18 protein-coding genes are annotated in these 14,451 nt (G+C 45.9%); 8 read left to right on the forward strand and 10 right to left on the reverse strand.

The genetic code is table 11. The features are described 5' to 3' along the window. Positions 1 to 258: 258 nt before the first annotated feature. The 3 genes from QUA78_RS24370 to patD form a co-directional block, all read right to left on the reverse strand. Complete coding sequence (locus tag QUA78_RS24370) at positions 259 to 1,932, reverse strand: ABC transporter ATP-binding protein (RefSeq protein ID WP_333302249.1); 1,674 nt, start codon at positions 1,930 to 1,932, stop codon at positions 259 to 261. A gap of 310 nt (positions 1,933 to 2,242) precedes the next feature. Then, entirely contained in the window at positions 2,243 to 2,827 is a 585-nt protein-coding gene (locus QUA78_RS24375; protein WP_333399066.1) for a zf-TFIIB domain-containing protein, read from the reverse strand. A gap of 45 nt (positions 2,828 to 2,872) precedes the next feature. Beyond that, positions 2,873 to 3,271 carry a heterocyst frequency control protein PatD gene (patD, locus tag QUA78_RS24380; protein ID WP_333302251.1) on the reverse strand — a complete coding sequence of 133 codons (399 nt, stop codon included), beginning with the start codon at positions 3,269 to 3,271 and terminating at the stop codon, positions 2,873 to 2,875. A gap of 114 nt (positions 3,272 to 3,385) precedes the next feature. On the opposite strand from patD, the gene QUA78_RS24385 reads away from it, so the two are divergent. Both QUA78_RS24385 and QUA78_RS24390 read left to right on the forward strand, forming a co-directional pair. After that, positions 3,386 to 3,574: a hypothetical protein gene (locus QUA78_RS24385; protein WP_333302252.1), complete on the forward strand. Its 189-nt coding sequence runs from the start codon at positions 3,386 to 3,388 to the stop codon at positions 3,572 to 3,574. A gap of 151 nt (positions 3,575 to 3,725) precedes the next feature. Continuing rightward, on the forward strand, positions 3,726 to 5,999 hold the full coding sequence (locus QUA78_RS24390) for a bifunctional (p)ppGpp synthetase/guanosine-3',5'-bis(diphosphate) 3'-pyrophosphohydrolase (RefSeq protein ID WP_333302253.1): 2,274 nt from the start codon (positions 3,726 to 3,728) through the stop codon (positions 5,997 to 5,999). Between the two features lie 98 nt (positions 6,000 to 6,097). Here the strand turns inward: QUA78_RS24390 and QUA78_RS24395 are convergent, their stop codons facing one another. The 3 genes from QUA78_RS24395 to QUA78_RS24405 form a co-directional block, all read right to left on the reverse strand. After that, entirely contained in the window at positions 6,098 to 6,316 is a 219-nt protein-coding gene (locus QUA78_RS24395; protein ID WP_333302254.1) for a type II toxin-antitoxin system PemK/MazF family toxin, read from the reverse strand. A gap of 130 nt (positions 6,317 to 6,446) precedes the next feature. Next, positions 6,447 to 6,701, reverse strand: a complete 255-nt coding sequence (locus tag QUA78_RS24400) for a hypothetical protein (RefSeq protein ID WP_333302255.1) — start codon at positions 6,699 to 6,701, stop codon at positions 6,447 to 6,449. A gap of 91 nt (positions 6,702 to 6,792) precedes the next feature. After that, positions 6,793 to 7,713, reverse strand: coding sequence for a glycine betaine ABC transporter substrate-binding protein (locus QUA78_RS24405; RefSeq protein WP_333302256.1), 921 nt, complete (start codon positions 7,711 to 7,713; stop codon positions 6,793 to 6,795). Between the two features lie 177 nt (positions 7,714 to 7,890). On the opposite strand from QUA78_RS24405, the gene QUA78_RS24410 reads away from it, so the two are divergent. Together QUA78_RS24410 and QUA78_RS24415 are read left to right on the forward strand one after the other, a co-directional pair. Further along, positions 7,891 to 9,258, forward strand: coding sequence for an aldehyde dehydrogenase (locus tag QUA78_RS24410; RefSeq protein WP_333302257.1), 1,368 nt, complete (start codon positions 7,891 to 7,893; stop codon positions 9,256 to 9,258). Positions 9,259 to 9,526: 268 nt separating this feature from the next. Continuing rightward, positions 9,527 to 9,877 carry a 4a-hydroxytetrahydrobiopterin dehydratase gene (locus QUA78_RS24415; RefSeq protein WP_333302258.1) on the forward strand — a complete coding sequence of 117 codons (351 nt, stop codon included), beginning with the start codon at positions 9,527 to 9,529 and terminating at the stop codon, positions 9,875 to 9,877. 26 nt (positions 9,878 to 9,903) lie between these two features. Here QUA78_RS24415 and QUA78_RS24420 read toward each other — a convergent pair whose 3' ends face one another. Continuing rightward, the gene (locus QUA78_RS24420) at positions 9,904 to 10,638 is read right to left on the reverse strand and encodes a response regulator transcription factor (RefSeq protein WP_333302259.1); all 735 of its coding nucleotides are present in this window, start codon (positions 10,636 to 10,638) and stop codon (positions 9,904 to 9,906) included. Between the two features lie 227 nt (positions 10,639 to 10,865). On the opposite strand from QUA78_RS24420, the gene QUA78_RS24425 reads away from it, so the two are divergent. Next, entirely contained in the window at positions 10,866 to 11,090 is a 225-nt protein-coding gene (locus QUA78_RS24425) for a hypothetical protein (RefSeq protein ID WP_333302260.1), read from the forward strand. A gap of 144 nt (positions 11,091 to 11,234) precedes the next feature. Beyond that, on the forward strand, positions 11,235 to 11,483 hold the full coding sequence (locus QUA78_RS24430) for a DUF6761 family protein (protein ID WP_006634037.1): 249 nt from the start codon (positions 11,235 to 11,237) through the stop codon (positions 11,481 to 11,483). Between the two features lie 379 nt (positions 11,484 to 11,862). On the opposite strand, the gene grxD is transcribed toward QUA78_RS24430, so the two are convergent. The 3 genes from grxD to QUA78_RS24445 form a co-directional block, all read right to left on the reverse strand. Continuing rightward, positions 11,863 to 12,186 carry a Grx4 family monothiol glutaredoxin gene (gene grxD / locus QUA78_RS24435; protein ID WP_333302261.1) on the reverse strand — a complete coding sequence of 108 codons (324 nt, stop codon included), beginning with the start codon at positions 12,184 to 12,186 and terminating at the stop codon, positions 11,863 to 11,865. 201 nt (positions 12,187 to 12,387) lie between these two features. Then, positions 12,388 to 12,648, reverse strand: coding sequence for a BolA family protein (locus tag QUA78_RS24440; protein WP_172192604.1), 261 nt, complete (start codon positions 12,646 to 12,648; stop codon positions 12,388 to 12,390). Positions 12,649 to 12,690: 42 nt separating this feature from the next. Next, entirely contained in the window at positions 12,691 to 13,314 is a 624-nt protein-coding gene (locus tag QUA78_RS24445; RefSeq protein ID WP_333302262.1) for a hypothetical protein, read from the reverse strand. 207 nt (positions 13,315 to 13,521) lie between these two features. On the opposite strand from QUA78_RS24445, the gene QUA78_RS24450 reads away from it, so the two are divergent. Both QUA78_RS24450 and QUA78_RS24455 read left to right on the forward strand, forming a co-directional pair. Then, complete coding sequence (locus QUA78_RS24450; RefSeq protein WP_333302263.1) at positions 13,522 to 13,839, forward strand: type II toxin-antitoxin system HigB family toxin; 318 nt, start codon at positions 13,522 to 13,524, stop codon at positions 13,837 to 13,839. A 151-nt stretch (positions 13,840 to 13,990) separates the two neighbouring features. Then, complete coding sequence (locus tag QUA78_RS24455) at positions 13,991 to 14,389, forward strand: transcriptional regulator (protein ID WP_333302264.1); 399 nt, start codon at positions 13,991 to 13,993, stop codon at positions 14,387 to 14,389. The last annotated feature ends 62 nt before the right edge of the window (positions 14,390 to 14,451 follow it).

Below are 14,451 nucleotides of genomic sequence, written 5' to 3' on the forward strand. Positions count from 1 at the left end.
TTTAGGTGGTTAACCCCAGCGTGTAAGACTGCCCTTTTTTCAATCCCTGGTAGGGATGCGCTGGGCGGCTGGTAGCCCGCGCGCAGTATGCAGCGCTTATTCCCAGCCACCAAAATAATATCATTTATCGTTGGGGATTCACTTTAACCAATTTAACCGGAAATTTCCGAAATCCATCTAGAAGCCGGTGAGTGATTTTAGTGGCTGATATCTGTTCGCCCCAATTTTAGTATCTGTTCGCCCCAATTTTAGGCCTTTTTATTGAGTTCGAGCCAGTAAAGGAGCTGCCTGCAATAATTGCTGAGTGTAAGGGTGCTGCGGATTAGTAAAAATATCCCTAGTCTTACCGATTTCAACAATTTTTCCAGCATTCATTACCGCAATACGATCGCAAAAAAATCTCGCCACCCACAAATCGTGCGTAATAAACAGATAAGTCAAATTAAATTCCTGCTTCAACTCCAACATCAGCTCTAAAACTTGAGTCTGCACGCTGGCATCCAGCATACTCACGGGTTCGTCGCAAATTATCAGTTGCGGTCGAGTAATCAAAGCGCGGGCGATCGAAACTCGCTGCTGTTGTCCTCCCGACAATTCCCCCGGATAGCGGCGAAAGAAATCCTCCCCAGGAGTCAAACCCACCCGCTCTAACATTTGGATTACTTCTTTTTTAGCTTCGCGCGCATTAGCTAATTTGTGAATAAATAAAGGGTCAGCAATACTTTCTCCGACTGTCATCATCGGATTGAGGCAAGCGTGGGGGTCTTGAAAGATCATTTGCATTTCGCGGCGGTGCTTCCTCACAGCATCGCGGCTCAGGGCAGTTATATCTATTCCTTGAAATTCCACTTTGCCGCCAGTCGCGGTTATTAGCTGCAAAATCGTGCGTGACAAGGTACTTTTGCCGCAGCCGGACTCCCCTACCAGCCCTAGGGTTTCTCCCCGTTCTAGCTCTAAACTAACGCCGTCTACTGCTTTGATTACCTGACGATTCCGGGCAAATAACTGATCTAATAAATTGCTTTCTAAACTGTAGTGTTGCTGCAAATTCGTCACTGTCAAAAGAGGCGAATTTGTTAAGTTTGCAGTAACGACTTCAGTCCTGATTTCCTCGAAGGCTAACCCTTTGCTCGAATCAGCTTGAATGTGCAAAGCTGCTTTGATGAGCGATCGAGTATATTCGTGCTGCGGCTGTTCAAAAACGTTTTGAACCGGCCCTGTTTCTACGACTTTGCCGCCGTACATCACCGCAATGCGATCGCAATACTCGGCTACCATCGCCAAATCGTGAGAAATCAACAAAATAGCCGTTCCCCGTTCCGCGCAAAGTCTGGTTAATTCCTGCAAAATCTGGGCGGCGACAGTTACGTCCAAACTTGTAGTCGGTTCGTCCGCCACAATTAATTTAGGATCGAGCAAAAGAGCCAAAGCAATTGCTACTCTTTGGCGCATTCCGCCGCTAAATTCGTGGGGAAATTGCGACCAGCGAGACGCCGGAATTTTCACAGCTTCCAAAATGTCGATCGCCCGTTTCTTAGCTTGCTTGCGATCCAAATTCGGTCTGTGAGCTTGCAAAGTCTCGATGCAATGTTCTCCTACAGTCATCAAAGGATCGAGACGAGTCATCGGATCTTGAAAAATCAATGCTACAGCTTCGCCCCGAAACCGTCTCAGCCGCGAAGCATTCATATCAAACACCGACTCTCCAGCAAAACTAACTCGCCCCTCAATCAGCGTTGAATCCGGCAGCAACCGCATCGCCGCCCTTCCCAAAGTTGACTTACCGCACCCAGACTCCCCAACTAATCCGAGCTTTTCCCCCGGTTTCAGCGTCAAGGAAACCCCGTCAACGGCCCAACCGGATTGGCCCCGCCGCTGAGGATAAGCTACTCGCAGATTTTCAACGGAAAATAGAGAAGAGTCATTAGTCATTAGTCATTAGTCCTTAGTCTGTTGTCTGTTGTCTGTTGTCTGTTGACTGTTAACTGTTGACTGTTGACTGTTAACTGTTAACTGTTGTCTGTTGTGATTTATTATTTATCAATATACGGGCGGTTAGTTGTTAGTTATTAGTATTGTTCAGAACTTATTAGTTATTGGCAAGAGACCGATATGCTGTTTGTAAATATCAATATAAATTGCTACAAACAAAGATTTTATCACTACATCATTAACCGACCAACCGCTTACTAACAACAGTCAACAGTCAACCGTCAACTGTCAACTGTCAACTAATAACTGACTAAATTTCCCTTCGCTTCAACTCAGCTCTCCGCAGTATGTAAGTAGCCGCACAATCTGCGTGGGGATGGTCTGCTAAAACTTCCGCGAGTTCCAACACATATCCGGCGATATCCGGCCCCAGCTTCTCAGTAAGCACTTGACGTTCCCGAGAGGCGAGTTCTTGCACGCGAGCCTTAGCTTGCCAATTGGGAGAAAACATCTTGTCAATCTCGGTGTGGAATCCCAGACTTTCGAGAATGTCCCACTCGCCGTTATCGCACCAAATGCCCCCGCACAACATACAGCGCTCTATGTAAAAGGGCACTCTGCTGAAGGGAACTTTCGCCCGCGACAGATAGTGACCGTCTTCGGGACACAGCGCTGCTTTGCTGTCGTAGGCAGATGGCGTGAATTCTATGCCCAGAGTGCCTGTCGCCTGTGGCTGTTCGGATTTGTTGTACCACTGGCTCTGCTCTTTCTGCCAAGCTTCGTATTCTCTGCCTGGAATCCAGATACCGTAACAGTTGGGACACCACTGCACCGACATACTGCCGGCTAAGGTGCCGCCTTCTAAGTTGGGATGTTTACATTTTGGACATTCCACCACTTTATTTCTCCTTGCCTTCTCAATTCCCTGTTAATTCAGTTGTTAATTCTGCATCTGGGCGGGCCCTGAAGAACCAGAATTTTTTTGCAGCAGCGCGCCACAGTAGCCAATTAGCGTGTTGAGCCGCGCGATCGCCGCAGTTTGCCTCACCTTTGCTGTCGCTGGCTGGCGCGACGCTTGCAAAAACGTGACATCTGTCCCCAATAACCGCAGTTGCTTGTGAATTTCAGTCAAATAGGACTGCTCTGGGGGTGTTTCTGAGGCGTCTAACTCATCGCTTTCGGCTCTCATAATTTGGTTTCCGAAAAATTGTTGCACTTTTCTGTATTCGATCGCCAGCGCGGCCCGATCCAGATTATCCTGTGCAGCAGTTCTTTGTAGTTGTTCTAGTGCTTGCTGTAATTCTTGGTAGCACTGGCGGCGGTCTTCGGACAATATCATGATTTTGTAAACAAATTTGTATTTATAATCAAAGTAGATTCTTGCTTAAGGTTTGCTCATATTCAGGGAAGCCGTGCGTTTTTGCAGCAATTCCCAGTTTTTTGAGAACTTTTTTTGATTGGCTGCCCTGACTCGACCCTTCTGGCTTCTGCTTTTAGTTTAGCCTTGCCAGTAAATGCCGATCGCCCGCTACCTCAAATGCTACCGCCAAAATATGCTTATTTTACCCGAGCGACTGACTGCGGCGGCGGCAGTGGTGTCACTATATTTTCCTACCTGCGAGGGGGGGCGACTCGGAATTAGATAGGTAAAGTTAACACAAAAATCGACTATTTTTTTGAATTGCAAATTGTGGTCTTCAAGTAGTTTAGTATAACTAAACACATAATTTCGGCAATTCAACCGCAAACCGGCTTTTAACCATTTGTATTTCTAAGTTTTAAAGGTGTACCCCATGAACGCGAACACTCTGACTTCCTCTCCTTCGATCGATCCTGCTGTAGTTCCCGATTGGCTACAAGAATGCATGAATGCTCCATCGCAACCTGATGAGGCTCCTAACCAGAATTGCTCGACTGACAACAGCTTAATTTGTCGGGCTTTTGAATTTGCCCGCGACTTGCACCAAGGACAGTACCGCAAATCAGGAGAACCTTACATTTGCCATCCGGTAGCTGTCGCTGGAATACTCCGGTATATGGGCGGCAACAACGTCATGATTGCCGCCGGCTTCCTCCACGACATTGTTGAAGATACAGATATTACTCTCGAAGAAATAGAACAGCGGTTCGGCGCGGAAGTGCGACAGTTAGTTGAAGGTGTCACCAAGCTTTCTAAGTTTAATTTTTCCAGCAAAACAGAGCGCCTTGCTGAAAATTTCCGCCGAATGTTCCTAGCAATGGCTAAAGATATTCGCGTCATTGTCGTCAAACTGGCAGATCGGCTGCACAACATGAGGACTTTGGAGCATTTGTCCGAAGAAAAGCAGCGCAGTATTGCCCTAGAAACCAGAGATATTTTTGCTCCCCTGGCGAACCGTTTGGGTATCGGGCGCTTTAAGTGGGAATTGGAAGATTTAGCGTTTAAATACCTAGAACCGGAAGCTTACCGCGAAATTCAGGAATTGGTGGCCGAGAAGCGGGCCGATCGAGAAACTCAACTCGCAGAAGTCACAGATAGTTTGCGAGAAAGACTTGACAATTTAGGCATTAAATGCTATGAAGTTAGCGGCCGTCCCAAACATTTGTACGGGATTTATGGGAAGATGCAGCGCCGCCAAAAAGGGTTTAAGCAAGTGTACGATATTGCTGCGGTGCGGATCATAGTAGAAAGCAATGATGACTGTTATCGGGCTTTGGCGATCGTCCACGATTCTTTCCGCCCGATTCCCGGCCGCTTTAAAGATTATATCGGTTTACCAAAAGCCAACCGCTATCAATCATTGCACACCGGAGTAATCGGAACCAGCGGCCGCCCCATCGAAGTGCAAATTCGCACCGTAGCAATGCACCACATTGCAGAATACGGCATTGCCGCGCACTGGAAATACAAAGAAACTGGCGGTTCTAACACAACAGTCACTGGCGACGACGAAAAATTTACTTGGCTGCGGCAACTCCTAGAATGGCAAAGCGACCTCAAAGACGATCGCGAATATTTACAAAGCATTAAGGACAACTTATTCGACGAAGATATTTACGTTTTTACTCCTAACGGAGACGTGATTGCTCTCAATAGCGGGTCAACTCCCGTAGATTTTGCTTACCGCATTCACACAGAAATTGGCAATCGCTGCACCGGTGCCAGAGTAAACGGGCGAATGGTAACACTAGACAAGGTTTTAAAGAACGGCGATATTGTAGAAATCTTGACCCAAAAAAATGGTCATCCGAGTTCCGACTGGCTGAATTTTGTCAAGACAAACGGAGCAAAAAACCGAATTCGTCAGTGGTTGAAGCGATCCCACCGAGATGAAAACCTCGCTCGCGGCCGGGAATTGCTGGAAAAAGAATTAGGTAAAAACGGCTTGGAATCTTTGCTGAAATCTGAACCCATGCAGTCGGTGGCTCAGCGCTGCAACTACCACAGCGTCGAAGATTTAATCGCCGGTTTGGGTTACGGCGAAGTGACTCTAAATCTCGTAGTAAATCGACTGCGAGATTTAGTAAAAGTGCAGCAAAAAATTGAAGCTGCTCCCGCAGGAGGACAGGAATTGCCCCAGCTAATACCTGCATCGACGACACCGAAACCAGTACCGAGTTCGTCTCCGAGCAAATCGCCGATCGCAGGTGTAGAAGGATTGCTCTACTATTTAGCAGGCTGTTGCTGTCCGATTCCTGGGGAAGCAATTATTGGAGTTGTGACTCGCACTCGCGGAATTTCCATTCACCGGCAAGGGTGTTCAAATGTTGAGAACGTACCGGGCGATCGGTTGGTTCCTGTGAGTTGGAATTCCAGCAACCATAATGAATCTCGGCCCAACACTTATCCGGTTAACATTCAAATTGAAGCCCTCGATCGAGTGGGAGTTCTCAATGATGTTTTATCCCATTTGAAGGACAACCAAGTGAACGTCCGCAGCGCTCAAGTCAAAACATATCCCGGGTTGCCGGCCTTAATTGACTTGTGCATGGATATCCAGGATAAACAACAGTTTGAGCGCACTTGTATGCAAATTAAAAAGATGAGCGATATTTTGAATTTGCGCAGGCTGAGTGAAGGGACTTAAGAGGAAAGTCTAACTGTATTGTAGGGTGCGCACTGCGCACCTTATCACTAGCTGAGGAGAGGTTAAGCCCCATGAAATTTAAAAGGCTAAGGAAAGTTTTACTCAGCTTCGCGAGGTTCAACTACCAGCCTAATTCCATCAAGAATTTGACGAACTCGCTCTGCCGAGAGTGTGCCAATTTTCTCACCTAACTGAGATTTATCGATCGTCAAAATCGGCGATACGTTAACAACACTCAGTTCTGGTAAATCAGCTTCTCCTGCTTCTAACAGGACATTTCCTGGTGAATTAGCACATCTTAGATTTGAAGTAAGCACACAAACAACAACCGTATTAATGCGGGAACGATTGAATAAATTGTTCTGAATTATTAGATGGGATGAAGATAACCGGGTTCTGAACCAGAAGGCTCATCAAGTTCAACCAAAAAAATATCACCTTGATTTATTACCATTCGCCTTCGACCATCTTGCGATGAGAGCGACTCATCTTGCGAAGCAAAACTTCTTCTTCTTCAGAGAGAGGTGCTTCGCAAGCAGCATTAATTTTTTCTAACAGTTGTTGATTTTCGCGGCGCCGGATAAATTCTTCAAGCGCTATTTCGATCGAAAAGCTCTGCGAAATTTGCATTTCGCCAGCTAAGGTTTCGGCTTGTTCAAATAAAGATGCTGGCAATGAGATAGCAGTTTTGACAGTTGTCATAGCTTTATATCTTCATTTATTTATATGAGTCTAAGTAATAGTATAGCTAACCACAATACGGTTCCGCAAACAGGCAGAACAATGAAACCCTTTATTTAGCCGGAGCGACTGGCTGTGAAACGCCCAACTTTTGCTGCAAAAACTCCCGCGCCACTTGTCCCGCTTCCTGCTGTTCCCCGTCAACTTGATAGTTTAGTTTCCGCATATCTTCCTCGGAGATTTTACCCCCCAATTCTGCGAGAACTTGACGCAATTCTGGGTATTTTTCCAAAATTTGCGATCGCACAACCGGAACTGCTTCGTAGGGCGGGAAATAGTTCTTGTCATCTTTGAGCACTACTAAACCCAAACTTTGAATCAAACCGTCCGTCGTATTACCGGCAATCACATCTACTTCTTTTCGTTGCAGCGCTTGATAAAGCAATCCTAACAGCAATTCCTTCGGTTGTTCTCGAAATTTAATCCCGTAAGTTTTAGCCAATCCGGGCAATCCATCTTCTCTCTCGTTAAATTCTGGCCCGAAACCAGCCCGGAGGTTAGGTGAAGCTTTCCCAAGTTGCGAGAGAGTTTGTAAATTGAGTGTTTTAGCCTGATCTCCCCGCACAATAATCGCAAAACTGTTATTAAATCCCAGCGGTTCCGTCCATTCTGCTTTAAACTGTTTGGGATATTCTTGTTTGAGGTAATCGAGGACTTTTTTGGGGTCAGAAATCTGTTTTTGTTTGAGTATGTTGGCGTAAGCAGTACCCGTGTATTCGACGTACAAGTCAATTTTACCTGCTGTTAGGGATTGATGGCAAAGCGAACCTCCGAGATTCTGTTCTTGTTTTGCTTTGATATCTGTTTTAGCTTCGATATGCTGTGCTAAAATTTCTGCGAGAATGGCTTGTTCGGTAAAGTCTTTCGAGCAGATGACAACTTGCTTTTGGGGCTTAGAGGTACATCCTGCTACTGCAAACAAACAAAGCAGCCAGCAGGAACAGAAAAAAAAATCGTTCTTAGATATTTTCATAACCGAACTCCGTTGTCAGTTCCACAATTATTAGCTTCTAATTTATAGCATTTCTCAATGATTTGTAAAGCCAAGATCCCGGACTTATTGAAGAAGTCGGGGTTCTAACACCATCGCACTTTACCCAAGTTCCGTTTTCCTGTTGTAACATTTATTTATAGACATCGAGGACTAAATATGGTAACCAGCGTCAGCGATATTATCCAGCAGCAGCGGCAATTTTTTGCGACTGGGAAAACTAAGGATGTGGATTTTCGGATCGAACAACTCAAGAATCTCAAAAGTGCGATCGTTTCCAATCAATCACGGATTGTGGATGCTGTCAAGGCTGATTTGAACAGGCCGGAGTACGAGGCTTATTTTGAAATTGCTGCGATCTCAGAAGTTAATTATGCCATCAAAAACGTTAAATCGTGGGCAAAGCCGAAAAAAGTGCCTACTTCGATCGATCAATTCCCAGCATCGGCCCGCATTTACCCAGAACCTTTGGGCGTAGTTTTAATCATCGGGCCTTGGAATTACCCATTTCAGCTAATGATATCACCCTTGGTCGGGGCGATCGCCGGAGGCAACTGCGCCATCCTCAAACCTTCAGAAATCGCCTCGCATACGTCGGCAGTTGTCGCCGACATGATTACCAAAACCTTCGATCCCGCCTATGTAGCCGCCGTCGAAGGAGGAGTCGAAATCAGCCAACAATTATTAGCCGAAAAATTCGACCACATCTTCTTTACAGGCGGCACAAAAATCGGTAGAATAGTCATGGAAGCCGCCGCCAAACACCTGACACCTGTCACATTAGAATTAGGCGGCAAAAGTCCTTGCATTGTAGACTCAGATATTCAAATTGAATACACTGCTAAACGCATTGCCTGGGGCAAATTTATTAATGCCGGTCAAACTTGTATCGCTCCAGATTACCTGTTAGTTGATAAAAAAGTTAAACCTGATTTGATGCAAGCAATTAAAACAGCAATTCACGGATTTTACGGCGACGACCCGCAGAAAAGTCCCGACTATTCCCGAATTATCAATCAGTGGCAATTGGAACGTTTGAGTGCGTTTATTAAAGACGGAGAAATTGTCGTCGGCGGGAAAGTTAAGCCGGAAGATAGATATATTGCACCGACGGTTATAGATAATGTTTCCTGGGATTCGCCTGTGATGCAGGATGAGATTTTTGGGCCGATTTTGCCAGTTTTGGAGTATGATGATTTCGGGGAAGCGATCGCCCAAATCAACGCCCGTCCCAAACCTTTAGCATTGTATTTATTCTCGAAGGATAAAGAAAAACAAGAGCGAGTCTTGCGGGAAACTTCCTCTGGGGGAGTTTCCATAAATGATACTGTAATGCAATTCGGGGTGACAACTTTGCCTTTTGGGGGAGTTGGCGAAAGCGGGATTGGGAGTTATCATGGCAAAGCGACTTTTGATACTTTTTCTCATTACAAAAGCGTGCTGCAAAAGTCATTTTGGCTGGACTTGAAATGGCGGTATGCTCCCTATAAGGGTAAGTTGGATTTGATTAAAAAGGCGATCGGTTGAGCGATCGCACTTGGAGGGGCGGGTTAACCAACGTTTACAATATCAGCGAGATAGCCACATAAACCCGCCCCCTTCCTGATATTATCGGTTAAGCGATTTCACGATGAACGAAAATTTACCGAAATTTTAAAGGATTGCTGCTCTGTTTTCTTAACGATTTCAATCACAATGTCTTCGTAACTCCTAACCAACAGTTGGCCTGTCCAAAATAATTTACATCAAAAATGTCTATACTATCATTGAGAATCCGATCGCTAACAAGCCATTTATGGAACCTTTAGCAAAAGAACGCTGTGCCGCCTGCCGCCCAAACTCTCCCCGCGTCACAGCTTACGAAATTGTCCAGCTAAAACCTCAAATTCCCGACTGGGATTTTATCGAAAAAAAGGGCATTCCCCAGTTAGAACGCACCTACAAATTCCCGGATTTCAAAAGTGCGATCGCCTTTACAAACAGCGTCGGCGAAGCAGCAGAAACTGAAGGACATCACCCCGCACTGTTAACCGAGTGGGGGAAAGTTACCGTTACTTGGTGGACTCACGCGATTTCTGGACTGCATCGCAATGATTTTATTATGGCTGCGAAAACAGATGCGATCGCCAATCAATTCCCCAAATAAAATCCGACTTATAGCCCGATCGTAGTCTAAGAACTCACAGCTCCGGGTACCAGCGGAGAATGCCGTTGATTCCCATTCAACAACTCCAGATTCAGTCGGTAGCCGACATTCCGTACAGTTTGAATCAGGCTCGGCTGTCGCGGGTCGATTTCGATTTTTTTACGCAGAGAGAGTACGTGAGTGTCGATCGTCCGGGGGTTATCAATAGCATCGGGCCAGGCCCGACGCAGCAAATCCGAGCGCGACAGCGGCACTCCTCCAGCTTGAGCTAGCACGTACAGCAAGCTAAATTCCTGGGGAGTCAGCTCAATATGTTCCTCGTACAATCTCACTCGGCGCTGCACCAAATCAATTTTCAACAGCCCGCACTCCAGCGTCGCCGGCGGTATCATCGTGCGGTTGCGGCGCATCAGAGCTTCCACCCTGGCCATAAACTCTTGCATCCCAAAGGGTTTAGTCAGGTAATCGTCTGCCCCCGCCTTCAAACCTTCAACAATATCCGATTCCGAATTCCGCGCCGACAGCATCAAAATCAGTGACTGCTGCTGCTGTTGCAGCCAGTTGCAAAATTCCAAACCGTCCCCATCAGGCAATTGGGCATCCAGAATGACTAGGGTTGGCTGGCGGCTGAAAAATATTTCCCTAGCGTGACTGATATCCGCTGACTGGTGCACCCAGTGACCGACTTGCTGTAGATGCCAGCCCAAGAGCGATCGCAGGTGCGGATTCCCTTCAACAATTGAAATACTTGCAGATTCCACAGAGGCGAGCTTCCCATATCACTAATTGCTACAAGGTTAACAGAGCTTTTGTCAAGCTTTTGTAACCATCGCTACTCAAGCATGAGCTGCATTTAAAGCAGCGGACACACCCAGGGTAGGAATTTTAAATATTGGGTCAATTTGGGAGGGTCAGCCTGCAGAAAGGTTAAATCATTCTGGCGGTAAGCTTACAATGAAAATAAGACAGTGTAAAGCCGATCGATCCCATGCCCCAACCGCCTGCCAAAAGCGATCCCCCCGACCCAGCCCCCACTCCCAGGAGGTTGACAAATCGCGCAAGTGAAACTAGAATTCCTCCAACCGTTCGCTCGGTAGCCGGAACACTCACCCACTTTGACCGCAAAATTCAGCAACATCCCGACTCAATTAAACGCACGGCGGATTATCTAGGTGCGCGCAAAAAAGTCGAGCCACTGCATTGCAGCGAGTGAAATTTTTTATGGAGGGTAGCCTGTTGAGCAGGGTAAAAACTTTTATTTAGAAATAGCCTCAAGCTGAGCCAATCAGCATCAATTGAGGCCGTTCCTAAATCCCGCCGTCATTATACAAACCACAAAGGATTTCAACCTCACACCATGCTACAAGACACCCAAACAATCCGGCACTACCAAAAACTCACCGACGCCCTCGTCGAAATGTGGAATAGAGGTTATCGCTTCGATGACCTGCGGCTTTACTTAGACGGGTATTTAGCAGCCCTGCGGCATTCCAACGGTCTGGAACCCTATCTGATTCACAGACTAGAGGAAGAAGCAGCGCGTTACATTCACGACCCATCCAATTTTGCAATGCCACAGACCCAAACTGAAGCAGACTACTATTAAATAGCAAATTCGGTTTGATAAACCCTTGATGATTTGGGAATTGGGAATTGGGAATTGGGAATTGTAACGGGTTCCCTGGCTATGCCTGGGAACCGATGTCCAGAGGCTCTGTCTCGCTTTCGGAGCCTAAAAATTCGAGGCCTAGGCGACCGCATTGCGTTCCCTGGCTCTGCCTGGTATAGCAATCCTAAATGAGTCGTAAATTTTTTACCCCACCCCAGCCCTCCCCTTACCAAAGGGAGCGAGTAAGAAATTCACAAATGATTTAGTATTGCTATAACGAATAATTAAGTAAATCAACCTAATTCAACGTAAAACGCAATTGCTGTTATTTCCCCGACTTCTTTAAGAGGTCGGGGATATGTTTTTTCTGTCTAATTTAAGAAGCCAAAGCGACTTCTACAACTTCTTGCAATTGGCCTTTTTGATACATCTCGATCATAATATCCGAGCCGCCAATAAACTCCCCGTTGATATAAACTTGGGGAATTGTCGGCCATTGGGAATACTCTTTAACGCCTTGACGAATTTCCTGGTCTGCCAAAACATCAACAGTTTCGTAAGGCACTCCCAAAGTATTGAGAATTTGCACCACAGTATTAGAGAAACCGCACTGGGGCATTAACTTATTGCCCTTCATAAACACCATGATTTTATTTTGCTTAACCAACTCGTCAATTCTTTCATGTGCTGCTGTAGTCATGGTAGCTCCTAATATTGTTTGAAAATTTTAAAACGTTGACTGACGCAGAAACCTGGTTTTTTACGAAAATCTTTCGTTACAGCCATAGATTCCGGTTAAAAAACCGGGTTTCTTTGGTTTTTGTGCGTAAGTGCAGCAGTTGTCTCTCAAGCAACTCTTGACACCAGCACAAACTTGCGATCTCCAATTGCTACTCAACAATTAAGCAACTTGACTTTTCGCTTCCCATTCTGCCGGAGTTAAGGTTTCCAAGCCCAAAGCGTGGATGGCTTCACTAGCCATTGCCTGTTTGAGAGCGCCGTAAACCAGTTGGTGCTGCTGTACTCGGCTTTTTCCTTCAAAGGCGGCAGAGACTACTCTCGCCTGGTAGTGGTCGCCGCCGCCGGTCAAATCGTCAACTTGTATTTTAGCGTCGGGCAACCCTGCCTTAATCATTTCTGCTACTTGAGACGGTGTAACCATAGGTTTCTCTGATAAACGGCTGTAATTTAGATTTTAGGGGAACTATTTTGTCGATGAGCTCGGTTGACTGCTGGCAGGTCGGGGAAAGGGCGAATCCACAAAACCCAATTCCAGTAACTGCTGGTAAGCTTTCTTGCCCAAGTCGCGAGTTGGCTGCTGCGATCGAATAATCTGAATCAGCAGGGGCACAGCCAGTTCGGGCTTATTTTGCGCCCGGTGTACCAAAGCCAGCCGATAGGTAGCTTCGTCGCGCATTTGGGCTGTTTCTACAGCTTTGGTGCGGTGGCTTTCGGCCAAGCGGATGTCAATTCCGGCAAAACTGCTCCCCAGTTGTTGGTAGAAGTTGGATAGTTGATTGAAAATTTGGCGGGATTCTTGGAGTTTTTGAGTAGCGAGTGCGTAATTCTGATTGGAAATAGCACTGCTGGCTTCTGTCATCAAACGCTGACCTCCCTGGACACTCAGCAGGCTGCTGTCTTGCGTTAGAGGGCGGAGATTGTTGGGGTCTGTGGGGTCGTCGGCGGGTTCGACTTGCGGTTGGTTCTCTGGCGCAGAAGGTTGTTGTGCTTGGACTTGGAGCGGTTGCAACAGGGTAAAAGCTGCGATCGCCCCGATCGTAATCCGGGCAGTGGAGCGAAGCCAGCAAACAGTTCCAGAGTATACCATGAAATTACTTTGCGCCTGTGCGCTTTAAAAAAATATTTAGCTTGAGCCGATCTTACCATTGGCGATCGCAACCGGCTAAGTGTAAACCAAATTTTTTGAAATGTCAAAGGGTTCGATCGGGCAAAAGGTTCTTTAGGAAAAATTAAGTAGAGACTTGACTGGTCGTTCTCAAAATGAGAAGATAGAATCGTAGTTGAGAAACGATCTATGAGACTGATTTCTAAGAAAAATCTTCTGAGTGCGATCGAACCCTACCCGGATGCCCAGAGTGCGATCGAATCCTGGTACCAGCTAATCCAAGACAACGATTGGCAATCTCTAGAAGATGTGCGAAACGGATATTCGCGATCGGTCGATCAAGTCTGTGGATATACCATTTTTAATATTAAAGGCAATCAGTATCGATTAATTGTACAAGTTAAATACAAAAGCAAAATTATATATTTTAAGCAGTTTTTAACTCATGCCGAATATAGCAAAATCAACTGGGAAAATGAAGATGAAGTCAAAATAAAAATAAGTTAAATTATCCCTAAGCATAGGGGAATAAATACAAATTTCCGGATAAATTTAACAAATCAAAAACATTTACACCAATCGTCAAAATCAGGAGATCTAGAAACAAACACCCAGATTCTACTTGAGAACCATGTCTAATTAAACAATGGAATGAACCATGAATATAACAATTGAGAAAACAGCTTACGGTCAACTACTGGCGAAATCGCAGCCTAAGCCCATCCTGAACGAAGAAGATTACGATATTGCCCTCGCAGAAGTAGAATCTCTGATGTCTCAGGAAGAATTAACATTAGAAGAAGAAACTTTACTGAGCCTCTGGGCTCTGTTGATCGAAGAATATGAAGCCAAGTATTACCCAATCCCAGAAGCGACTCCCCGGGATGTTCTATTGCATCTCATGGAAGTTCGCGAACTCAAACAAGCCGATTTAGTGGGTGTGATTGGTTCCAAAGGAGTAGTCTCTGAGGTGGTTAATGGTAAACGGGCGATTAGCAAAGCCCAAGCTAAGGCGCTGGGAGAATTTTTCAATGTTAATCCTAGCGTGTTTATTTGAGGGGACTTGCTGAATCATTGTTAATAAGCCTTTTACGGGTGTTGCTCAAAGCCCACCCCACA

The sequence above is a fragment of the Microcoleus sp. K4-B3 genome, from assembly GCF_036704615.1.
Classification (GTDB): Bacteria; Cyanobacteriota; Cyanobacteriia; order Cyanobacteriales; family Microcoleaceae; genus Microcoleus.

Excerpts from the sequence above, each read along its gene's own strand:
- QUA78_RS24370 (WP_333302249.1), bottom strand. The coding sequence starts at position 1,932 with ATGACTAATGACTCTTCTCTATTTTCCGTTGAAAATCTGCGAGTAGCT.
- patD (WP_333302251.1), bottom strand. The coding sequence starts at position 3,271 with ATGATATTGTCCGAAGACCGCCGCCAGTGCTACCAAGAATTACAGCAA.
- QUA78_RS24390 (WP_333302253.1), top strand. The coding sequence starts at position 3,726 with ATGAACGCGAACACTCTGACTTCCTCTCCTTCGATCGATCCTGCTGTA.
- QUA78_RS24400 (WP_333302255.1), bottom strand. The coding sequence starts at position 6,701 with ATGACAACTGTCAAAACTGCTATCTCATTGCCAGCATCTTTATTTGAA.
- QUA78_RS24405 (WP_333302256.1), bottom strand. The coding sequence starts at position 7,713 with ATGAAAATATCTAAGAACGATTTTTTTTTCTGTTCCTGCTGGCTGCTT.
- QUA78_RS24410 (WP_333302257.1), top strand. The coding sequence starts at position 7,891 with ATGGTAACCAGCGTCAGCGATATTATCCAGCAGCAGCGGCAATTTTTT.
- QUA78_RS24415 (WP_333302258.1), top strand. The coding sequence starts at position 9,527 with ATGGAACCTTTAGCAAAAGAACGCTGTGCCGCCTGCCGCCCAAACTCT.
- QUA78_RS24425 (WP_333302260.1), top strand. The coding sequence starts at position 10,866 with ATGCCCCAACCGCCTGCCAAAAGCGATCCCCCCGACCCAGCCCCCACT.
- QUA78_RS24430 (WP_006634037.1), top strand. The coding sequence starts at position 11,235 with ATGCTACAAGACACCCAAACAATCCGGCACTACCAAAAACTCACCGAC.
- grxD (WP_333302261.1), bottom strand. The coding sequence starts at position 12,186 with ATGACTACAGCAGCACATGAAAGAATTGACGAGTTGGTTAAGCAAAAT.
- QUA78_RS24440 (WP_172192604.1), bottom strand. The coding sequence starts at position 12,648 with ATGGTTACACCGTCTCAAGTAGCAGAAATGATTAAGGCAGGGTTGCCC.
- QUA78_RS24445 (WP_333302262.1), bottom strand. The coding sequence starts at position 13,314 with ATGGTATACTCTGGAACTGTTTGCTGGCTTCGCTCCACTGCCCGGATT.
- QUA78_RS24450 (WP_333302263.1), top strand. The coding sequence starts at position 13,522 with ATGAGACTGATTTCTAAGAAAAATCTTCTGAGTGCGATCGAACCCTAC.
- QUA78_RS24455 (WP_333302264.1), top strand. The coding sequence starts at position 13,991 with ATGAATATAACAATTGAGAAAACAGCTTACGGTCAACTACTGGCGAAA.